This window comes from Ectopseudomonas guguanensis (assembly GCF_900104265.1).
Classification (GTDB): Bacteria; Pseudomonadota; Gammaproteobacteria; order Pseudomonadales; family Pseudomonadaceae; genus Aquipseudomonas; species Aquipseudomonas guguanensis.
Map to the genome: position 1 here is coordinate 181222 of NZ_FNJJ01000007.1, position 19915 is coordinate 201136.

At 64.3% G+C, this 19915-nt stretch carries 19 protein-coding genes; 12 read left to right on the plus strand and 7 right to left on the minus strand.

Annotated elements, in window-relative coordinates; translation table 11 throughout:
• Window positions 1–106: 106 nt before the first annotated feature.
• The 3 genes from tcdA to BLS61_RS12235 all read left to right on the plus strand — a co-directional run bounded on the left by tcdA (window position 107) and on the right by BLS61_RS12235 (window position 2367).
• On the plus strand, window positions 107–916 hold the full coding sequence (gene tcdA / locus BLS61_RS12225; RefSeq protein ID WP_090431192.1) for a tRNA cyclic N6-threonylcarbamoyladenosine(37) synthase TcdA: 810 nt from the start codon (window positions 107–109) through the stop codon (window positions 914–916).
• A 148-nt stretch (window positions 917–1064) separates the two neighbouring features.
• Window positions 1065–1859, plus strand: coding sequence for a substrate-binding periplasmic protein (locus tag BLS61_RS12230; protein WP_090431194.1), 795 nt, complete (start codon window positions 1065–1067; stop codon window positions 1857–1859).
• A 37-nt stretch (window positions 1860–1896) separates the two neighbouring features.
• Window positions 1897–2367 (plus strand): YehS family protein, encoded by a 471-nt coding sequence (locus tag BLS61_RS12235; RefSeq protein ID WP_090431196.1) that lies wholly within the window; start codon window positions 1897–1899, stop codon window positions 2365–2367.
• Between the two features lie 223 nt (window positions 2368–2590).
• Here the strand turns inward: BLS61_RS12235 and BLS61_RS12240 are convergent, their stop codons facing one another.
• The 4 genes from BLS61_RS12240 to BLS61_RS12255 form a co-directional block, all read right to left on the minus strand.
• A complete protein-coding gene (locus BLS61_RS12240) occupies window positions 2591–2998 on the minus strand; it encodes a SufE family protein (RefSeq protein WP_090431198.1) in 408 nt (135 codons plus the stop codon).
• A gap of 118 nt (window positions 2999–3116) precedes the next feature.
• Window positions 3117–4322, minus strand: a complete 1206-nt coding sequence (locus BLS61_RS12245) for an aminotransferase class V-fold PLP-dependent enzyme (protein WP_090431199.1) — start codon at window positions 4320–4322, stop codon at window positions 3117–3119.
• 79 nt (window positions 4323–4401) lie between these two features.
• On the minus strand, window positions 4402–5436 hold the full coding sequence (gene dapD, locus BLS61_RS12250) for a 2,3,4,5-tetrahydropyridine-2,6-dicarboxylate N-succinyltransferase (protein WP_090431201.1): 1035 nt from the start codon (window positions 5434–5436) through the stop codon (window positions 4402–4404).
• A gap of 36 nt (window positions 5437–5472) precedes the next feature.
• On the minus strand, window positions 5473–5823 hold the full coding sequence (locus BLS61_RS12255; protein ID WP_090431203.1) for an ArsC family reductase: 351 nt from the start codon (window positions 5821–5823) through the stop codon (window positions 5473–5475).
• A 239-nt stretch (window positions 5824–6062) separates the two neighbouring features.
• On the opposite strand from BLS61_RS12255, the gene BLS61_RS12260 reads away from it, so the two are divergent.
• Window positions 6063–6725: a polysaccharide lyase family 7 protein gene (locus BLS61_RS12260; RefSeq protein WP_244157944.1), complete on the plus strand. Its 663-nt coding sequence runs from the start codon at window positions 6063–6065 to the stop codon at window positions 6723–6725.
• Between the two features lie 33 nt (window positions 6726–6758).
• Here BLS61_RS12260 and dapC read toward each other — a convergent pair whose 3' ends face one another.
• Window positions 6759–7955, minus strand: a complete 1197-nt coding sequence (gene dapC, locus BLS61_RS12265) for a succinyldiaminopimelate transaminase (protein WP_090431207.1) — start codon at window positions 7953–7955, stop codon at window positions 6759–6761.
• Window positions 7956–8154: 199 nt separating this feature from the next.
• Between dapC and BLS61_RS12270 the strand changes: the two genes are divergently transcribed.
• On the plus strand, window positions 8155–10047 hold the full coding sequence (locus tag BLS61_RS12270) for a methyl-accepting chemotaxis protein (protein WP_090431209.1): 1893 nt from the start codon (window positions 8155–8157) through the stop codon (window positions 10045–10047).
• 39 nt (window positions 10048–10086) lie between these two features.
• Here the strand turns inward: BLS61_RS12270 and BLS61_RS12275 are convergent, their stop codons facing one another.
• Window positions 10087–12783: a [protein-PII] uridylyltransferase gene (locus tag BLS61_RS12275; RefSeq protein WP_090431212.1), complete on the minus strand. Its 2697-nt coding sequence runs from the start codon at window positions 12781–12783 to the stop codon at window positions 10087–10089.
• An 88-nt stretch (window positions 12784–12871) separates the two neighbouring features.
• The gene (gene map / locus BLS61_RS12280; protein ID WP_090431214.1) at window positions 12872–13654 is read right to left on the minus strand and encodes a type I methionyl aminopeptidase; all 783 of its coding nucleotides are present in this window, start codon (window positions 13652–13654) and stop codon (window positions 12872–12874) included.
• 272 nt (window positions 13655–13926) lie between these two features.
• On the opposite strand from map, the gene rpsB reads away from it, so the two are divergent.
• The 7 genes from rpsB (at window position 13927) to ispC (ending at window position 19886) form a co-directional block, all read left to right on the plus strand.
• Complete coding sequence (rpsB, locus tag BLS61_RS12285; protein ID WP_003244198.1) at window positions 13927–14670, plus strand: 30S ribosomal protein S2; 744 nt, start codon at window positions 13927–13929, stop codon at window positions 14668–14670.
• 111 nt (window positions 14671–14781) lie between these two features.
• The gene (tsf, locus tag BLS61_RS12290) at window positions 14782–15645 is read left to right on the plus strand and encodes a translation elongation factor Ts (protein WP_090431217.1); all 864 of its coding nucleotides are present in this window, start codon (window positions 14782–14784) and stop codon (window positions 15643–15645) included.
• Between the two features lie 183 nt (window positions 15646–15828).
• The gene (pyrH, locus tag BLS61_RS12295) at window positions 15829–16572 is read left to right on the plus strand and encodes a UMP kinase (RefSeq protein ID WP_004424012.1); all 744 of its coding nucleotides are present in this window, start codon (window positions 15829–15831) and stop codon (window positions 16570–16572) included.
• On the plus strand, window positions 16569–17126 hold the full coding sequence (gene frr / locus BLS61_RS12300; protein ID WP_024308909.1) for a ribosome recycling factor: 558 nt from the start codon (window positions 16569–16571) through the stop codon (window positions 17124–17126). Before pyrH ends, frr begins: the two co-directional genes overlap by 4 nt.
• A gap of 17 nt (window positions 17127–17143) precedes the next feature.
• Complete coding sequence (uppS, locus tag BLS61_RS12305) at window positions 17144–17890, plus strand: polyprenyl diphosphate synthase (RefSeq protein WP_090431219.1); 747 nt, start codon at window positions 17144–17146, stop codon at window positions 17888–17890.
• Window positions 17890–18705, plus strand: a complete 816-nt coding sequence (locus BLS61_RS12310; RefSeq protein ID WP_090431220.1) for a phosphatidate cytidylyltransferase — start codon at window positions 17890–17892, stop codon at window positions 18703–18705. Before uppS ends, BLS61_RS12310 begins: the two co-directional genes overlap by 1 nt.
• Window positions 18702–19886: a 1-deoxy-D-xylulose-5-phosphate reductoisomerase gene (ispC, locus tag BLS61_RS12315; RefSeq protein WP_090431222.1), complete on the plus strand. Its 1185-nt coding sequence runs from the start codon at window positions 18702–18704 to the stop codon at window positions 19884–19886. The genes BLS61_RS12310 and ispC overlap by 4 nt, the downstream gene beginning before the upstream one ends.
• The last annotated feature ends 29 nt before the right edge of the window (window positions 19887–19915 follow it).

Here is a 19915-nt window from a genome sequence, read left to right on the forward strand (position 1 = left end):
TTCACCACCATGCAGCCTGTTCTCCGGCCCGACGGCTGACCTGTATCGCAGGCTTGGGTGGGCAGGGTGCTATCTCTATAATGCGCGCCTTCCTGCAGGGGGTGAGATGAACACAGACGATCAGCGATTCGGCGGCATAGCCCGGCTTTACGGCCAGGAGGGCTATCAGCGCCTGGCTGCGGCGCACGTGGCGGTGGTCGGCATCGGCGGTGTCGGCTCCTGGGCGGCCGAGGCCCTGGCGCGCAGCGGTGTAGGCGAGATATCGCTGTTCGATCTGGATGACGTGTGCATCACCAATACCAATCGCCAGGTACACGCGGTCGAAGGGGCGGTGGGCAAGGCCAAGGTTGACGAGATGGCTGCGCGTATCCGCGCCATCAACCCGGCCTGTGTGGTGCATGCGGTGGCCGATTTCGTCACCCGCGAGACCATGGCCGAGTACATCACCGAACAGCTCGACGGCGTGATCGACTGCATCGACAGCGTGCCGGCCAAGGCCGCGCTGATCGCCTGGTGCAAGCGGCGCAAGATCCAGATCGTCACCACCGGCGGTGCCGGTGGCCAGGTCGACCCGACGCAGATTCAGGTCACCGACCTGAACAAGACCTTCAACGACCCACTGGCGGCCAAGGTGCGCTCGATGTTGCGCCGGGACTACGGCTTCTCCCGCACGCCGGGGCGCACCTACAGCGTGCCCTGCGTGTTCTCCACCGAGCAGCTGCGCTATCCCAAGCCTGACGGCACGGTGTGCCAGGCCAAGGGCTTCGTCGGTGAAGGGGTGAAGCTCGACTGCGCCGGCGGCTTCGGCGCGGTGATGATGGTCACTGCCAGCTTCGGCATGGCCGCTGCGGCCAAGCTGGTGGACAAGCTGGTAGCGGGCGCCCGTCGCCCCGCGGAGCGTCAGGCGAAAACCTGAGAAACGCCCATGCGCGCAGCATTTGACTATGCTGGGCGAAGGCAGAGGTTGCAGTAATCGACAGGGACGCGTCGAACATGATCCGTATCAGAGGTGATTTGTGTCGTACCTGTTTTTCTGCGTCTCGCTGAGAAGACGCTGGGCACGGATGCTCGCCTCCCTGACGCTGCCCGTTCTGCTGGCAGCCCTGACGCCCGCTCAGGCCGAACCGCAGACTTTGCGTATCGGTACCGGCGACTGGGCTCCCTATGTCGACACGGAACGCAGCGACGGCGGTGCTCTGGCGCGGCTGATCAGCGCGGTTTTTGCCGAAGCCGACTACCGCGTCGAGTTCATCTTCCACCCCTGGGACCGCAACGTGCGAATGCTGCAACAGGGCCAGCTGCACGCGATCATGCCCTACAGCTGCGGGCCGAGCCGGCTCAATTACGGTATCTGCAGCGACCCGCTGGTGCGCGGCGAGATCGTGCTGTTCCACCGCCGCGACCAGGCATTCGACTGGACGAAGGTCGAAGACCTGCTCAAATACCGCATCGGCACCACGCTCGGCTATTCCTACGGCCAGGCCTTCGACGAGGCGCTGCAGGCCGGCCGGCTGAATGTCGTGCAGAGCGGCAAGGAGGACACCAGCTTTCGCCTGCTGGAGCTGGGACGCATTGACCTGCACCCACAGGATCGTGCGGTGGGCTATGCCATGCTGCGGCGCCTGTTCCCGCAAGATGGCGGCAACATCGTTCACCATCCGCGGCAACTGAATACCGAGCCGCTACGCTTGCTGTTCCGCAAGAACGACCCGGAGAGCGCCAGGCTGCTGCACCTGTTCAACGCCAGGCTGCGCGATTTCGCCGAGCGTGGCGACCTGAAGCGTCTGCAGCAGGCGCTCAATTCCGGTAACGCCGATGACTGGAAACCCAGCACCTCGGCCCGTGCCGTGCGAGACTGAGCGGCATCTGCCGACCTTCTCCCTCAAGAGTTTTCCCATGCTTAATAACGATGTGCTGCGCAGCCTGCGCTATCTGCTGGATGTCGGCGATGGCACGCTGGAGGCGTTCTGCCAACTGGCGGACTATCCCGTCGAACCGGGGCTGATCTCGGCCTGCCTGCTGCGTGAGGACGAGCCCGGTTATCGCGCCTGCAGCGATGTGCTGTTGGCGCATGTACTCGAGGGCCTGGTGTTCTACAAGCGCGGCAAGGATGACAGCCGGCCACGCCTGCCGGTGGGAAGGCGCCTGAGCAACAACCTGATCCTGAAGAAGCTGCGCGTGGCCCTCGAGCTGCGTGATGAGGATATCCAGGCGATTCTGCAATCGGCCGACCTGCCGATGACCAAGACCGAACTGGGGGCCTTGTTCCGCGCGCCGGGCCACAAGCACTACCGTGAGTGTGGCGACCAGATTCTGCGCAACTTCCTGCGCGGCTTGACGCTGCGCGAGCGGGGCAAGAGCGACTAGTGGCGTGACACTGCCGAAATGGTGAGGATCGTTCGTGATCTTCGTAGGGTGGGTTAGCGGCGCCAAACCTCACACTATCAGACATCGCCATCGTCGTGCGCCGCGTAACCCACCAGAGGTCATCCCTGCGTTGTACCCATGGTGGGGTACGGCGCAGCGTGTCCTGCGGGCTTCATCTCTATCGGCAGCAGGCGCCTGACCCACCCTGCGGTGATCCGGCACTTCAGGATTCAGCCAGTTCGCGCATACGTTGCAACACGGCATTGAGGCCGTTGCTGCGAGATGGCGACAGTTGTCTCTGCAGTCCCAGTTGCTCGAACCAGTCGACCAGATCGACGCTGGCGAGCTCGGCACGAGGCAGGCCCTCCACTCGGACCAGCAGCACGGCCAGCAAGCCACGCAGCAGGCGGGCATCGCTGCCAGCGCGAAAGTGCAGACGCCCGTCGCGGCGCTCGGCAACGAGCCAGACCAGGCTTTCGCAGCCGTGCACACGGTTTTCATCTATGCGTTCGGCATCGCTCAGGGGCTCCAGGCGCTCGCCCCATTGCATCAGCAGGCGCGCACGCTGTTCCCAGCCGGAGCAGGCGGTAAAGGCTTCCAGTGCTTCCTGAGCGGCGACTGGCAGGCTCATGGCGAGAGGCTCTCGGAGCATGTAGGAGCGACTTCAGCCGCGAAGGTCCGGGCGCCGATATTCGCGGCTGAAACGGAATGCCGCCCAGCCGCTCCTACGAAGGGCCGTTGGTGGCGTTTCATCGCAACAGCTCCAGGGCGTTATCCAGGGCGCTGAAAAACCGCTGCAGATCCTCGCCATCGTTGTACAGCCCGAGCGAGACTCGAATCGCACCGCTCAGCCCCAGGCCTTTCATCAGTGGCATGGCGCAGTGGTGACCGGCCCGTACGGCGATGCCCTGTTCGGTCAGCAGGTGCGCCAGGTCGGCGTTATGCACGCCGTCGATGCAGAAGCTGGCCAGTGCCAACTGTGGTTTGCCAAGCAGACGCACGCCGTCACGTGCCAGCAGGCCGGCCAGCAGTTCGGCATGCAGGGCTGCTTCATGCCGGGCCACGGCTGCGTGATCCAGGGCGCTCAGCCAATCCAGCGCAGCGCCCAGCGCTATCACGGCGGACACGGCCGGTGTGCCGGCCTCGAAGCCCAGCGGAGCAGGGCGGAAGCGCGCTTGCTGGTAGTCGGCGTCGAGCACCATCTCGCCGCCGAATTGCCAATGCTGCAGCCGGCGCAGCACTTCGCCGCGCCCGTAAAGCAGGCCGACGCCATCGGGGCCGTAGAACTTGTGCGACGAGCACACGTAGAAGTCGCAGCCCAGCGCCTGCATGTCATGACGACCATGCACCGCACCCTGTGCCCCATCCACCACAGTGAACGCGCCTTGCGCACGGGCCAGTGCCAGCAGTTCGGCGAGCGGTTGCCAGCGCCCGAGCACGTTGGACAGCTGCGAAACCGCCAGCAGGCGAGTGCGTGGGCCGATCAGTCGGGCGGCCTGGTCCAGGTCGACCGTGCCCGCATCATTCAGCGGCAGGACCACCAGCTCCAGACCATGGCGCCTGGCCAGTTGCTGCCAGGGCAGCAGGTTGGCGTGGTGTTCCAGCGCGCTGATGACGATCTGCTCGCCCGGCTGCAGCAGGTACTCCAGGCCATAGGCCAGCAGGTTGAGTGATTCGGTGCTGCCGCGGGTGAAGATGATCTCCTCGGCGCTTGCCGCATTCAGCCACTGCGCGGCCTTGCTGCGTGTCGCCTCGAAGGCGCGGGTGGCGCGTTCGCCCGGCAGGTGCTGGGCGCGATGCACGTTGGCCACACCGCCGGCGTAGTAGCCGAGCAGGGCGTCGAGCACCGCCTGCGGTTTCTGCGCGGTGGCGGCGCTGTCCAGGTAGGTCTGGCCTTCGGCTTGGAGGGCAAGAATGCCGGGAAAGTCGGCGCGCCAGGGGGAGATCAGTGACATGAGGAGCCTATCCCGTAGGGTGCGCCATGCGCACCAGGTCGCATGGCTGAGCGGTGCGCACGGCGCACCCTACGTGGGATTAGTTGTGGGCGTGCAGGGCTTCGTTAAGCTCGATGGCCGACTTGTGGGTCTTGCATTCCACGGCGCCGGTCAGCGAGTTGCGACGGAACAGCAGGTCCGGCTGGCCAGCCAGGTCGCGCGCCTTGGCCACCTTGACCAGGGCGTTGCCCTCGTCGAGCAGGTTCACCTTGGTGCCGGCGGTGATGTACAGGCCGGCTTCGACGGTGTTGCGGTCGCCCAGCGGGATGCCGATGCCGGCGTTGGCGCCGATCAGGCAGCCTTCGCCGACGCTGATGACGATGTTGCCGCCACCGGACAGGGTGCCCATGGTCGAACAGCCGCCGCCCAGGTCCGAACCCTTGCCGACGAATACGCCCGCGGAAACGCGGCCTTCGATCATGCCCGGGCCTTCGGTGCCGCCATTGAAGTTGACGAAGCCTTCGTGCATCACCGTGGTGCCTTCACCGATGTAGGCACCCAGGCGCACGCGGGCGCTGTCAGCGATGCGCACACCGGCCGGTACCACGTAGTCGGTCATTTTCGGGAACTTGTCCACCGAGAACACTTCCAGCAGCTCGCCCTTCAGGCGCGCTTCCAGTTGGCGCTCGGCCAGCTCGGCGAGGTCGACGGCGCCCTGGCTGGTCCAGGCTACGTTGGGCAGCAGCGGGAAGATGCCGGCCAGGCTCAGGCCGTGCGGCTTGACCAGACGATGCGACAGCAGGTGCAGCTTGAGGTAGGCCTCCGGGGTGCTGGTCAGCGCGCTGTCTTCGGCCAGGAAGGTGGCGACCAGCGGATTGTGGCTTTCGGCCAGGCGGGTCAGCAGCGCCGATTGCGCGGCGTCCACGCCTTTCAGGGCTTCGGCCAGGTCGGCGGCTTGCGCGTTGGTGAAGGCGATGGCCTGGTTGCCACCCTGGTAGCCGAGTTTCTCGGCTGCCTTGGCCACGAGTTCGCTGGCCGGGTTGAGCAGCGGCAGGGCGTAGAAGACTTCCAGCCAGTTGCCCTGGCGGTTCTGGGTACCAACGCCAAAGGCGATGCTGAAGAGGGAGGTGCTCATAGATGGGTTCCTTGCAACGAAATCGGGTGAGGTGGATCAGGCCAGCGCGGCTTGGTAGTTGTCCGGTTTGAAGCCGACCAGGGTCCTGTCGCCCAGATCGAGTATCGGGCGCTTGATCATCGAGGGCTGGGCCAGCATCAGCTCGATGGCCCTGGCCTGGTCGAGATCGGCTTTCTGTGCGTCATCGAGCTTGCGGAAGGTGGTGCCGGCGCGGTTGAGAATGGTCTCCCAGCCGTGCTCGTCGCACCATTTCTGCAGGCTCGCGCGGTCGATGCCGGCCGTCTTGTAATCGTGGAAGTCGTAGGCGATGCCCTGCTCGTCAAGCCAGCTGCGGGCTTTCTTCATGGTGTCGCAGGCCTTGATGCCGTAGAGGTGGATCGCGCTCAAGTGATGCTCCGGTTCATCGGTTGTGGTCGCAGAGAAGGGCGATTATGCCACGACATTGTGCTGGGCGAGGGTTTCCCACCGAGCCGTTGCCGTCCGTCGCCGGGTAGTCAAGAAAGGCGCGCCGCTACCGTTAAGCCTGATAGTCGAATTCGCTTCGCCGGGTTGGTGGGGCGCTCTCCGTTGGCTTGCACGTTTTACCTGGATGCAAGGTGCGCAAGCTGCCTCTGGTTGTCATCAGCATGATCGATCTGAATACCTGGAATCTGACCATTCCCGAGCAAGTCCCTGCCCGCACCATCGAAACCCGCCTGGTAAAAGCCGACTATCGCAGCCCGTACTTCCAGCGTTCCGGACAGACGCTGATATTCTGGGCGCCGGTGACCGGTACCAGCACTGCCAACAGCCCCTACCCACGCACCGAGCTGCGTGAAACCTTTGCCGATGGCAAGTTGCGCAACTGGCTGTACAAGGAGGGCAGCCATCACCTGTCGGCGTCCCTGGCGGTCACCCAGGTGCCGTCCAGCGGCAAGGTGGTGATCGGCCAGGTGCATTCCAAGGACAATCCCACCCCCTTCATCAAGCTGCAGTACCAGTTCGAGCGGGGTGTCGGCTATGTGAACCTGGAGCTGCGCAGAAAGCCGGGCGACATCAAGAGCCCCGTGGTGATGACCTACCGCAGCATGCCGCTCGACACCCGCTTCAACTATGCGATCGACATTTCCCGCAACGGCGACCTGCGGGTGACGATAGACGGCCTGACCTACACGGACAGGATCGACCCGGCCTGGGCCGACAAGCGTTTCTACTTCAAGGCCGGCGTCTACACCCTGGATAACCAGGGGCCGTCCAGCGAAGGCGGCCGCGCGGTATTCCACCAGCTGCGCGCGACCCACGGCAAATAATGAGGGGGCGGCCGCTCACTCGGCCGCGTGCACTCAGGCGTTCTCGATGAAGCGGCGAATGCGCTCGGCGGCCTCGATGCATTCGCCAAGCGGCGCGACCAGCGCCATGCGCACGCGGCCAGCGCCGGGGTTGACGCCATTGACCTCGCGCGACAGGTACGAGCCCGGCACCACGGTCACGTGTTCGGCGGCGAACAGGTCGCGGGTGAACAGGGTGTCGTCACCCGGCGTACGTGCCCACAGGTAGAAGCCGCCGTCCGGGCGCTGCACGTCCATGACCGGCGCCAGAATCTTCAGCACGGCGTCGAACTTCTCGCGGTACAGATCGCGGTTGGCGCGCACGTGCGCCTCGTCGTTCCAGGCCGCGACGCTGGCCAGCTGGGTTTGTACCGGCATGGCGCAACCGTGGTAGGTGCGGTACAGCAAGAATTGCTTGAGGATCTCGGCGTCGCCGGCGACGAAGCCCGAGCGCAGGCCCGGCAGGTTGGAGCGCTTGGACAGGCTGTGGAACACCACGCAGCGTTTGAAATCGCTGCGCCCCAGCTCGGCGCAGGCGCTGAGCAGGCCGGGTGGCGGTGCGTCCTCGTCGAAGTACAGCTCGCTGTAGCACTCGTCGGCGGCGATGACGAAGTCATGCTCGTCGGCCAGGGCGATCAGCTTCTTCAGCGTTGTCACCGGGATCAGCGCGCCGGTGGGGTTGCCCGGCGAGCAGAGGAACAGGATCTGGCAGCGCTGCCAGACTTCTGCCGGCACCGCGTCGAAGTCCGGGTTGAAGCCGTGATCTTCCAGGCAGGGCAGGTAATGCGGCTCGGCACCGGCAAGGAACGCAGCACCCTCGTAGATCTGATAGAAGGGGTTGGGGCTGACCACCAGGCCCCTGGCGTTACGCTCGACCACCGTCTGGGTAAAGGCGAACAGCGCCTCGCGCGTGCCATTGACCGGCAGCACGTGGCGCGCGGCGTCCAGCCAGCCGGTCGGTACGCCGAAGCGACGCTCGCACCAGGCCGTGATGCTCTGGCGCAGCTCGGGCAGACCCAGGGTGGTTGGATACACCGCCAGCTTGTCGAGGTTGGCGGTCAGCGCCTGGCCGACGAAGTCCGGCGAGCGATGCTTGGGTTCGCCGATCGACAGGGCGATGGGCGAGCGGTCGGCGGCAGGTTGCACGCCGCCGAGCAGGGCGCGGAGTTTTTCGAACGGGTAGGGCTGCAGCTGGGCGAGGGCGTGGTTCATGATGATCCGACGGGTCCTTTGTGAGGCGGCGACAAAGCTCGCGACACTAGCACGGCAGGGCCTGCGGGGAAATTCCCTGTCCGTCCGTTTTCCATCCGTTTAGGTCGCCAAACCGATGCCGCTGCGGCTCAAGACGGCATCCTTGCAGCCGATAACCGCGGGTCACACTTTCATCCCCCTCTTTCGGCGAGCTTCCTCAATGCGCACCCTCAAGTTCAGTCACAAGATCATGCTGGCTGCTTCCCTGGTGGTCATCGCGGCTTTTGCGTCGTTCGCGCTGTACAACGATTATCTGCAGCGCAACGCGATCCGCGACAACCTGACGAACTACCTCAACGACGTCGGCCAGGTGTCCACCGGCAACATTCAGCACTGGCTCGATGGGCGCATGCAGTTGCTGGACAACCTGGCCGAGTCGGTGCAGGACGACAGTTCGGCCGAATCACTGCGCCGCAACCTGCAGCACCGCAGCATCGCCTCGGCCTTTCTCTATGCCTACTTCGGCCAGGCCGACGGCACCTATACCCAGTTTCCGCCCAGCGAGCTGCCGGCCGGCTACGATCCGCGTCAGCGCCCCTGGTACAAGAGCGCCCAGGGCAGCAGCGGTCCGGGCCTGACCGCACCCTATCTGGCGGCCGACCCACGTGACGGTCTGCTGATCACCATCACTCGACCGGTCAGCGTCGGCGGTACGCTGCGGGGCGTGGTCGGCGGCGACCTGAAGCTGCAGACGATCGACGACATTCTCAATTCCTTCGACCTCGGCGGCATGGGCTACGCCTTCCTGGTCGACGAGCAGGGCAAGGTGCTGGTGCATCCGGACAAGAGCCTGGTGCTCAAGACCCTTGCCGATCTGTTCCCCGGCGGCGCACCGCGTCTGCAGTCCGGCCTGCAGGGCGCCTCGTCCAGCGATGGCAGCGCCCGTCTGGTCACCTTCCTGCCGGTGCAGGGGCTGGCCGGGGTGCGCTGGTACGTCGGCCTGTCCGTCGACCAGGGCAAGGCCTTCGCTGCGCTGCACGAGTTTCGCGTCTCGGCGCTGATGGTCACGATCATCGGCGTGATCGCCATCCTCATCCTGCTCGGTGCGCTGATCCGCATTCTGCTGCGCCCGCTGCACCTGATGAGCCACGCCATGGGCGGCATCGCCGAAGGCGAGGGGGATCTGACCCAGCGCCTGACGATCGCTTCCGGCGACGAGTTCGGTGAGCTGGCCGGAGCCTTCAACCGCTTCGTCGAGCGTATTCACGAGTCCATCCGCGAAGTGGCCTCGGCGACCCGTGAGGTGCATGCGCGGGTGAGTACCGTGGTGCAGGCGTCCAACGCCTCCATGGGCAACTCCAGCGAACAGGCGGCGCGTACCGACAGCGTTGCGGCGGCGATCAACGAGCTCGGTGCAGCCGCCCAGGAGATCGCGCGCAATGCCGCCGATGCCTCGGTGCAGGCCAGTGACGCACGCCGCGACGCCGAGGAGGGCCAGGGCATGGTGGAGCGCACCCTGGGTTCGATGGGCGAGCTGTCGGAAAAGATTCAGGCGTCCGGCCGGCATATCGAACTGCTCAGCGAGAAGAGCAACGACATCGGCCAGATTCTCGACGTGATCAAGGGCATTTCCGAGCAGACCAACCTGCTGGCGCTCAACGCCGCCATCGAAGCCGCACGTGCCGGTGAGGCCGGGCGCGGTTTCGCCGTGGTCGCCGATGAGGTGCGCAACCTGGCTCAGCGTACGCAGAGCTCGGCGCTGGAAATTCAGCAGATGATCGAGCAGTTGCAGGCGGGCGCCCGTGACGCCGTGGCGACCATGGCCGAGAGCCGCCGCTTCAGCGATGACAGCGTGCGTATCGGTGGGCAGGCCGGCGAGAACCTGCGTGGCGTGACCCGGCGCATCGGCGAGATCGACGGCATGAACCAGTCGGTGGCCACTGCCACCGAGGAGCAGACCTCGGTGATCGAGAGCCTGAACATGGACATCATCGAAATCAACACGCTGAACCAGGACGGCGTGCGCAACCTGCAGGCCAGCCTCAGCGCTTGTACCGAGCTGGATCAGCAGGTCGGGCGCCTCAAGCAACTGGTGGACAGCTTCAGGATCTGACCCTGCCCGGGGATGCGGCGCCCGCCGCATCCTTGCGGCTCAGAAGGTGATCTGCGTCGTGCTCGGGGCGCTTGGCTCGGCGAGCTTGGCGATGATCGCCTCCTGCAGGCGGGCGCAGAACTCGGGGTCGGACAACGGTTGGCCATTGGCGTCGGTGATGAAGAACACATCTTCGACGCGCTCGCCGAGGGTGGCGATCTTGGCGTTCTGCAGCGACAGATCGTATTCGAGGAAGATGCGTCCGATGCGTGCCAGCAGGCCGGGGCGATCCGGGGCGGTCAGCTCGAGGATGGTCACCGGCCGCTGCGCGTCATTGTGAATGGTCACCTGCGGGGCGAAGGCGAAGTGCTTGAGCTGGCGCGGCACCCGGCGCTGGATGATGGTCGGGTAGTCGTCGGGGTTCTTCAGCGCTTCGATCAGGCCTTCGCGAATCTGCTGGATGCGCGCCGGGTTGTCGCCGATCGAGCCGCCGTCGGCATCCAGTACCACGTAGGTGTCCAGGGTGAACTGGCTGGTGGAGGTGATGATCCGTGCATCGTGAATGTTCAGGTTGAGCTGGCTCATCGCCGCCACTGTCACGGCGAAGAAGTCGTGCTGGTCCGGCGCATAGATGAAGATCTGCGTGCCGCCCTCGAATTCGCGCTGGGTGGTTTCCTTCATCAGCACCAGCGGGCCGCCATCGTCGGGATGCTGAAGGATGGCATCGGTGTGCCAGGCCACGTCGTTGGCGGTATGGCGCAGAAAGTAGTCGTCGCCGAGCTGGCTCCACAGCTGTTCGGCGTCGTCCGGATCGGTGCCACCGCGCACCAGGATGTCCAGTGCCGCACTCTGCGTCTGGCGAATCTGCTCTTCGCGATCCAGCGGGTTTTCCAGGCCGCGGCGCAGGGCACGCTTGGTCTCGGTGTAGAGCTGGCGCAGCAGGCTGGCACGCCAGGAGTTCCACAGGCTGGGGTTGGTGGCGTTGATGTCGGCCACGGTCAGCACGTAGAGGTAGTCCAGATGGGTCTGGTCGCCGACGAACTGGGCGAAATCGTGGATCACCTGCGGGTCGGAGAGGTCCTTGCGCTGCGCGGTGGTGGACATCACCAGGTGGTGCTGCACCAGCCAGACGATCAGCGCGCTGTCCCAGGCCGGCAACTGGTGGCGGCGGGCGAAGGCTTCGGCATCCACTGCGCCGAGCTCGGAGTGGTCGCCGCCGCGGCCCTTGCCGATGTCATGGTAGAGACCGGCGAGGTAGATCAGCTCGGGCTTGGGCAGTCTGTCGATGAGCTTGCTGGCCAGCGGGAACTTCTCGGCCAGCTCCGGCCAGCGGAACTTGCGCAGGTGCTTGATCAGGTTGAGGGTGTGCGCATCGACCGTATAGATGTGGAACAGGTCGTGCTGCATCTGCCCGACGATATGGCCGAACTCCGGCAGGTAGCGGCCGAGAATGCCGTAGCGGTTCATCCGACGCAGGTTGCGGTGGATGCCTTCCTTGCACTTGAACAGCTCGATGAACAGGCTGGTGTTGCGGATGTCCTTGCGAAAGTCATCGTCGATCAGGTGGCGGCCGTCGCGCAGCAGGCGGATGCTGTCGGCGCGCACGCCCTTGATCTCGGGGTTCTGCGCCATCAGCACGAAAACTTCGAGGAGGGCGAACGGCGTGCGCTTGAAGACGTTGGGATGGGTCACCTCGATATAGCCGTCGCGCACCTGGAAGCGGCTGTTGAGCGGCGTGGCCGGCCCGCTTTCGCCAGCGCGCAGGATGACTTCCTCGAAATGCTGGTTGATCAGGTCCGACAGCTCGGAAATGCCCATCACCACGCGGTAGTACTTCTGCATGAAGTGCTCGATGCCGCGCTTGCCGTCGCCGTCCTGATAGCCGAACAGGGCGGCGATCCTGGCCTGGTAGTCGAACAGCAGGCGGTCCTCGGCGCGTCCGGCGAGCATGTGCAGGGCGTAGCGCACCTTCCACAGGAACTCCTGGCTGGAGGAGAGCAGGGCGTACTCGCTTTCCAGCAGGAAGCCCTGGCCGACCAGGGCCTGCAGGTTGAGCGTGTCGAACTGACGGCGGGCGACCCAGAGCACGGTCTGGATGTCGCGAAGGCCGCCGGGCGAGCCCTTGACGTTGGGCTCGAGGTTGTATTCGGTGTCGTTGTACTTGGCGTGGCGCGCCCTGCGCTCCTCGCGCTTGGCTTGGTAGAAATCCTTGCTCGGCCACATGGCCTCGGTGCTGGTGACCTGCTGCATGCGCTGGCGCAGGCGTTCCGGGCCGGCGATGGTGCGGCTTTCCATCAGGTTGGTGATCACCGTCAGGTCGGCGCGTGCCTCTTCGGCGCATTCCTCGACCGAACGTACGCTCTGGCCCACTTCCAGGCCGATGTCCCAGAGCAGGGTGAGAAAGCCTTCGATGGGCTCGCGGAAGATTTCGTGATCGTCGCTGCCCAGCAGGATCAGCAGGTCGATATCCGAGTAGGGATGCAGCTCGCCGCGGCCGTAACCGCCGACGGCGAGCAGGGCGATGTCGGCGTCCTCGCTCCAGGCGAAGCGCTTCCAGGCTTCCTGCAGGATCTGGTCGACGAACCAGGCGCGATCCTCGACCAGGCGACGAATGCCGCGGCCAGCGCGAAAGCGCGCATCCAGCACCTCACGCGCGCTGCGAATGGCCTTCTTGAATGCCGCGATGGGGCTGGATTTGAGCGCCAGCTCGGCCTGGAACTGACCACGGTCAAACAGTTCGGGGTCCATCTGCGGCATTCAGTTGCCTTCCTCTTAAAGGTTCGTAGGGTGCGCCGGGCGCACCACAAGCTTCAATGGTGCGCACGGCGCACCCTGCGGAGCGCGGTCATGCCGAAGTGCGCGGCAGGGTGTCGTCGCTGCGCAGGGTCAGGATCTCGTAGCCGTCGGCGGTGACCAGCACGGTGTGTTCCCATTGCGCGGAAAGCTTGCGGTCCTTGGTGATGGCGGTCCAGCCGTCGCCGAGCAGACGGGTTTCCGGGCGGCCCTGATTGATCATCGGTTCGATGGTGAAGGTCATGCCTTCCTTGAGTTCCATGCCGGTGCCGGCCTTGCCGTAGTGCAGCACCTGCGGCTCTTCATGGAACACGGCGCCGATGCCATGGCCGCAGTATTCGCGGACCACGGAAAAGCCGTTCTTCTCGGCGTGCTTCTGAATCACCTCGCCGATGTCGCCCAGGCGGGTGCCCGGCTTGACCAGTTCGATACCTTTATACATGCACTCCTGAGTCACCTTGGCCAGGCGTTCGGCCCACTCGGCGACCTTGCCGACCATGAACATCTTGCTGGTATCGCCGTGGTAGCCGTCCTTGATCACGGTGACGTCGATGTTCAGCACGTCGCCGTCCTTGAGCGGCTTGTCGTTGGGGATGCCATGACACACCACGTGGTTGATCGAGGTGCAGATCGACTTGGGGAAGCCCTTGTAGTTGAGCGGGGCGGGAATGGCTTTCTGCACGTTGACGATATAGTCGTGGCAGATACGGTCCAGCTCGTCGGTGGTGACGCCCGGCTTGACGTGTTCGCCGATCATCTCCAGCACCTCGGCGGCCAGGCGGCCGGCGACGCGCATTTTCTCGATTTCTTCGGGGGATTTGATGGTGACGGTCATGACAGGCTCTCGCGGGCGTACAGATAAAAGGAGGCCATATTAGCAGCTACGGGCTTTGGGCTACAGGTTGCGGGCCTGGGCTCAGCTTGCAGCGTGAAGCTTGTAGCTTGCGGCCGCTTTCTGTGATATAAAACGCGCCGCTTTACGGGCACTGAGCCCGAAAGCTCAAACCCACACACGTATCGACACGGTTTCCTGGGTGCCTTTCGACAGGTTCGAGGGTTGGAAACTGGGATGCGTGGAGGCCTAACCCGACTTATCAAGGAACTATCATGTCCCAAGTCAACATGCGCGATATGCTGAAGGCCGGTGTGCACTTCGGCCACCAGACCCGTTACTGGAACCCGAAAATGGGCAAGTACATTTTCGGTGCGCGCAACAAAATTCACATCATCAACCTGGAAAAAACCCTGCCGATGTTCAACGACGCCCTGTCGTTCGTTGAAAAGCTGGCTGCTGGCAAGAACAAGATCCTGTTCGTCGGCACCAAGCGTTCCGCTGGCAAGATCGTTCGCGAAGAAGCTGCCCGTTGCGGCTCGCCGTTCGTCGATCACCGCTGGCTGGGCGGCATGCTGACCAACTACAAGACCATCCGTGCTTCGATCAAGCGCCTGCGCGAGCTGGAAACCCAGTCCCAGGACGGCACCTTCGCCAAGCTGACCAAGAAAGAAGCCCTGATGCGCTCCCGCGATCTGGAAAAACTGGATCGCAGCCTGGGCGGTATCAAGGACATGGGCGGTCTGCCGGACGCGCTGTTCGTGATCGACGTCGACCACGAGCGCATCGCCATCACCGAAGCCAACAAGCTGGGCATCCCGGTCATCGGCGTTGTCGATACCAACAGCAGCCCGGAAGGCGTTGACTACATCATCCCGGGTAACGACGACGCCATCCGCGCCATCCAGCTGTACATGGGTGCCATGGCCGACGCCGTGATCCGTGGTCGCAGCAACGCTGGCGGTGCGACTGAAGAGTTCGTCGAAGAAGCTCCGGCTGCCGAGAGCGCCGAAGGCTAAGCGGTAACGCCAAGCATTTAGCGTTATGCGCTGTGCAAGAAGGGGGCTAAGCCCCCTTTTTGCCACTCAAAGATTTGATTTGGTTGAAGACCTACCGAGAGGATTTTCAAGATGGCAGAGATTACTGCAGCCCTGGTTAAAGAACTGCGCGAGCGTACCGGCCAAGGCATGATGGAGTGCAAGAAGGCCCTGGTAGCCGCTGGTGGCGACATCGAGAAAGCCATTGATGACATGCGCGCTTCCGGTGCCATCAAGGCTGCCAAGAAGGCCGGCAACATCGCCGCCGAAGGCTCCATCGCCGTTCGCGTCGAAGGCGGCCGTGGCGTGATCATCGAAGTCAACTCGCAGACCGACTTCCTGGCCCTGCAGGACGACTTCAAGGCCTTCGTCAAGGAAAGCATCGACGAAGCCTTCGAGAAGAACCTGACCGACGCTGCTCCGCTGATCGCTTCCCGCGAGTCGGCTCGTGAAGCTCTGGTTGCCAAGTGCGGCGAGAACGTCAACATCCGTCGCCTGACCGCCGTTTCCGGCGATACCGTCGGTGCCTACCTGCACGGCCACCGCATCGGTGTTCTGGTTGTCCTGAAAGGCGGCAACGACGAACTGGCCAAGCACGTTGCCATGCACGTGGCAGCGAGCAACCCGGCCGTGGTATCGCCGGACCAGGTTTCCGAAGAGCTGGTTGCCAAGGAAAAGGAAATCTTCCTGCAGCTGAACGCCGAGAAGATCGCCGGCAAGCCGGAAAACATCGTCGAGAACATGGTCAAGGGCCGTATCGCCAAGTTCCTGGCTGAAGCCAGCCTGGTCGAGCAAGCCTTCATCATGGATCCGGAAGTCAAGGTCGGTGACCTGGTCAAGAAAGCCGGTGCTGAAGTCGTCTCCTTCGTGCGTTACGAAGTGGGCGAAGGCATCGAGAAGGTCGAGACCGACTTCGCTGCCGAAGTCGCCGCTCAGGTTGCTGCCAGCAAGCAGTAATCGGCGGTTCGGCCAGTTGTCCCCGAGAGGCTGCCCGCTTGCGCGTGCAGCCTCTTTGCCGAATAAGGGGGGCAAAAGCAGTAGCGGCCCTGCACGCAGCGGTCGTTGGCACCTTGAAAGTGCCGGATAATCGCGATGCCTGGCATCGCCACAGAATTCATATCGCCGCAGGAGAGACTTGCAATGGCTCAGCAGACGACGGGTCGCCAACCTCGCTATAAACGCATTCTGCTCAAACTTAGCGGCGAAGCCCTGATGGGTTCAGAAGATTTCGGCATCGATCCCAAGGTGCTCGATCGCATGGCGCTGGAAGTAGGCCAACTGGTCGGCATCGGCGTGCAGGTCGGCCTGGTGATCGGTGGCGGCAACCTGTTCCGTGGCGCGGCGCTGTCCGCTGCCGGCATGGATCGCGTCACCGGTGACCACATGGGCATGCTGGCCACGGTGATGAACGCCCTGGCCATGCGCGATGCGCTGGAGCGCTCGAACATCCCGGCCATCGTCATGTCGGCGATTTCCATGGTCGGCGTGACCGACCATTACGACCGCCGAAAGGCCATGCGCCACCTGAAGACGGGTGAAGTGGTGATCTTCGCCGCCGGCACCGGCAACCCGTTCTTCACCACCGATTCGGCTGCCTGCCTGCGCGCCATCGAGATCGATGCCGACGTGGTTCTGAAGGCGACCAAGGTCGATGGCGTGTACACTGCCGACCCGTTCAAGGACCCGCATGCCGAGAAATTCGAGCGGCTGACCTATGACGAAGTGCTCGATCGCAAGCTGGGCGTGATGGATCTGACCGCCATCTGCCTGTGCCGCGATCACAACATGCCGCTGCGGGTCTTCAACATGAACAAGCCCGGCGCCCTGCTGAACGTTGTAGTGGGCGGCGCTGAAGGAACTCTGATCGAGGAGGATGCACAATGATCAACGACATCAAGAAAGACGCTCAGGAACGCATGAGCAAGTCCCTGGAAGCCCTGGGGCGCAACCTGGCTTCCATTCGTACCGGTCGTGCTCATCCGAGCATTCTCGACAGCATCAAGGTCCCGGCCTGGGGCAGCGACATGCCGCTGAACCAGGTTGCCGCGATCACCGTCGAGGACGCGCGCACCCTGAAGATCGTCGCTCACGACAAGAACCTCAGTGCCGCCATCGAGAAGGCCATCCTGACTTCCGACCTGGGTCTGAATCCGTCCAGTGCCGGCACCACCATTCGTGTGCCAATGCCGGCCCTGACCGAGGAAACCCGCAAGGGCTACACCAAGCAGGCGCGTGGCGTGGCCGAAGATGCCAAGGTCGCCGTGCGCAACGTGCGTCGTGATGCCCTGGCCGAGCTGAAGAAGTTGTCCAAGGCCAAGGAAATCAGCGAGGACGAAGAGCGTCGCGCCGCTGACGAGCTGCAGAAGATCACCGACAAGTTCATTGCCGAGGTGGACAAGGCCCTCGAGGTCAAGGAAGCGGACCTGATGGCCGTTTGACGGCTGGGCGCTCATACATGGACAAGAACAAGCAGGGGGCGGTGCCGAGGCATGTCGCCATCATCATGGATGGCAACAACCGCTGGGCGAAGAAGCGCCTGTTGCCGGGTGTGGCGGGGCACAAGGCCGGGGTCGACGCGGTTCGCGCGGTGATCGAGGTCTGTGCCGAGTCGGGCGTCGAGGTGCTGACCCTGTTCGCCTTCTCCAGTGAAAACTGGCAGCGCCCGGCCGAAGAAGTCGGCGCGCTGATGGAGCTGTTCCTCGGCGCGCTGCGTCGTGAGGCGAAGAAGCTGCTGGACAACGACATCAGCCTGCGCATCATCGGTGATCGCTCGCGTTTCCACCCCGAGTTGCAGGCTGCCATGCGCGAAGCCGAGCTGCTGACCGCCGGCAGTCGCCGCTTCACCCTGCAGATCGCCGCCAATTATGGCGGTCAGTGGGATATCGCCCAGGCTGCTCAGCGCCTGGCGCGTGAGGTGCAGGCCGGGCATCTGCAGCCCGAGGACATCACCCCGCACTTGCTACAGGGTTGTCTGGCCACCGGTGATCTGCCTTTGCCCGACCTGTGCATTCGCACCGGGGGCGAGCACCGCATCAGCAATTTCCTGCTCTGGCAGTTGGCATACAGCGAACTGTACTTCTCCGACCTCTACTGGCCGGACTTCAAGCACGAGGCCATGCGCAAGGCGCTGGCCGATTTCGCTACCCGCCAGCGTCGCTTCGGCAAGACCAGCGAGCAGGTGGAAGCCGAGGCGCGTTCCTAATGCTCAAGCAACGAATCATCACGGCGCTGGTGCTGTTGCCCATCGCCCTGGGTGGGTTTTTCCTGCTCGACGGTGGCGCCTTTGCGCTGTTCATCGGTGCGGTGGTCACGCTCGGGGCCTGGGAGTGGGCGCGACTGGCCGGGTTCGAATCGCAGGCGTTGCGTGTGGCCTATGCCGCTGCCGTCGCCGCGTTGCTCGGTTTGCTGTATCTGGTTCCGGCCGTCGCGCCGGCGCTGCTGGTGGCGGCGCTGCTCTGGTGGCTGGTCGCGACCCTGCTCGTGCTCGGCTATCCCGACAGCAGTCGCTACTGGGGCGGGTTGCCCGGCAAGCTGCTGATCGGTCTGCTGATTCTTCTGCCGGCTTGGCAGGGGCTGGTGCTGCTCAAGCAATGGCCGCAGGCCAACGCGCTGATCATTGCAGTGATGGTGCTGGTCTGGGGCGCGGACATCGGTGCCTACTTCTCCGGCAAGACCTTCGGCAAGCGCAAGCTGGCGCCCAAGGTCAGCCCGGGCAAGAGCTGGGAAGGGCTGTATGGCGGCCTTGCCGCCAGTCTGCTGATCACCCTGCTGGTGGGGCTGCAGCAGGGCTGGTCGGCCTCCGGGCTGCTGCTGGCCATGGCCGGTGCGGCTGTGGTGGTGCTGATTTCCGTGGTTGGCGATCTGACCGAGAGCATGTTCAAGCGCCAGTCCGGGATCAAGGACAGCAGTAACCTGCTGCCGGGCCACGGTGGCGTGCTGGATCGCATCGACAGCCTGACGGCCGCCATTCCCGTGTTCGCCGCCTTGCTCTGGCTGTCGGGCTGGGGTTCGCTGTGAGCGCAGTGCAGCAGATCACCGTGCTGGGGGCGACCGGTTCCATAGGGCTCAGCACGCTGGATGTGATCGCTCGTCATCCAGAGCGCTACAAGGTGTTCGCCCTGACCGGTTTTTCCCGCCTGGCGCAGTTGCAGGCGTTGTGCCTGCAGCACCGGCCGCGCTTCGCGGTCGTGCCGGACGCCGACTCGGCTCGGGCGCTGCAGGGCGAGCTGCGCGCAGCCGGGCTCGCCACCGAGGTGCTGGTGGGCGAAGAGGGGTTGTGCGCGGTGTCTGCCGATGCGCAGGTCGATTGCGTGATGGCTGCCATCGTCGGGGCGGCGGGGCTCAAGCCGACGCTGGCGGCGGTGCAGGCCGGCAAGAAGGTGCTGTTGGCCAACAAGGAGGCGCTGGTGATGTCCGGCGCTCTGTTCATGCAGGCAGTCAGGCAGAGCGGGGCGCTGCTGTTGCCGATCGATAGCGAGCACAACGCCATCTTCCAGTGCCTGCCCGGCGACTACTCGCGCGGTCTGCAGGCAGTCGGCGTGCGCCGCGTGCTGCTCACCGCTTCCGGCGGTCCCTTTCGCGAAACACCGCTGGCCGAGCTGGAGCGCGTCACGCCGGAGCAGGCTTGCGCCCATCCGAACTGGTCGATGGGTCGCAAGATCTCCGTGGACTCTGCCAGCATGATGAACAAGGGCCTGGAACTGATCGAGGCCTGCTGGTTGTTCGACGCCCGTCCCGAGCAGATCGAGGTGGTCATTCACCGCCAGAGCGTGATCCATTCGCTGGTCGATTATGTCGACGGTTCGGTCCTGGCCCAAATGGGCAACCCGGACATGCGCACGCCCATCGCCCATGCCCTGGCCTGGCCGGAGCGCATCGATTCGGGAGTATCGCCCCTGGATCTGTTTGCCATCGGTCGCCTGGATTTCGAGCGCCCCGACGAGCAGCGCTTTCCCTGTCTGCGCCTGGCGCGCGAGGCCGCACAGGCCGGCGGCAGTGCACCGGCGATGCTCAACGCGGCCAATGAGGTGGCGGTCGAGGCTTTCCTGCAGCGGCGCATCCGTTTCACCGATATCGCGCGTATGATTGAGTCCGTGCTGAACGCGCTGCCGGTCCGTGCGGTCGAAGCGCTCGACACGGTATTCGAGGCGGATACGCGTGCGCGAGAGTTGGCCGGGCAGTGGCTCGCGAGCCGTTGATCAACGCTGTGCAGGGTCGTTGCGTATCG

Bases quoted from the DNA above. Each gene is read 5' to 3' on its own strand.
- tcdA (WP_090431192.1), top strand. From the start codon at position 107: ATGAACACAGACGATCAGCGATTCGGCGGCATAGCCCGGCTTTACGGC.
- BLS61_RS12230 (WP_090431194.1), top strand. From the start codon at position 1,065: ATGCTCGCCTCCCTGACGCTGCCCGTTCTGCTGGCAGCCCTGACGCCC.
- BLS61_RS12235 (WP_090431196.1), top strand. From the start codon at position 1,897: ATGCTTAATAACGATGTGCTGCGCAGCCTGCGCTATCTGCTGGATGTC.
- BLS61_RS12240 (WP_090431198.1), bottom strand. From the start codon at position 2,998: ATGAGCCTGCCAGTCGCCGCTCAGGAAGCACTGGAAGCCTTTACCGCC.
- BLS61_RS12245 (WP_090431199.1), bottom strand. From the start codon at position 4,322: ATGTCACTGATCTCCCCCTGGCGCGCCGACTTTCCCGGCATTCTTGCC.
- dapD (WP_090431201.1), bottom strand. From the start codon at position 5,436: ATGAGCACCTCCCTCTTCAGCATCGCCTTTGGCGTTGGTACCCAGAAC.
- BLS61_RS12260 (WP_244157944.1), top strand. From the start codon at position 6,063: ATGATCGATCTGAATACCTGGAATCTGACCATTCCCGAGCAAGTCCCT.
- dapC (WP_090431207.1), bottom strand. From the start codon at position 7,955: ATGAACCACGCCCTCGCCCAGCTGCAGCCCTACCCGTTCGAAAAACTC.
- BLS61_RS12270 (WP_090431209.1), top strand. From the start codon at position 8,155: ATGCGCACCCTCAAGTTCAGTCACAAGATCATGCTGGCTGCTTCCCTG.
- BLS61_RS12275 (WP_090431212.1), bottom strand. From the start codon at position 12,783: ATGCCGCAGATGGACCCCGAACTGTTTGACCGTGGTCAGTTCCAGGCC.
- map (WP_090431214.1), bottom strand. From the start codon at position 13,654: ATGACCGTCACCATCAAATCCCCCGAAGAAATCGAGAAAATGCGCGTC.
- rpsB (WP_003244198.1), top strand. From the start codon at position 13,927: ATGTCCCAAGTCAACATGCGCGATATGCTGAAGGCCGGTGTGCACTTC.
- tsf (WP_090431217.1), top strand. From the start codon at position 14,782: ATGGCAGAGATTACTGCAGCCCTGGTTAAAGAACTGCGCGAGCGTACC.
- pyrH (WP_004424012.1), top strand. From the start codon at position 15,829: ATGGCTCAGCAGACGACGGGTCGCCAACCTCGCTATAAACGCATTCTG.
- frr (WP_024308909.1), top strand. From the start codon at position 16,569: ATGATCAACGACATCAAGAAAGACGCTCAGGAACGCATGAGCAAGTCC.
- uppS (WP_090431219.1), top strand. From the start codon at position 17,144: ATGGACAAGAACAAGCAGGGGGCGGTGCCGAGGCATGTCGCCATCATC.
- BLS61_RS12310 (WP_090431220.1), top strand. From the start codon at position 17,890: ATGCTCAAGCAACGAATCATCACGGCGCTGGTGCTGTTGCCCATCGCC.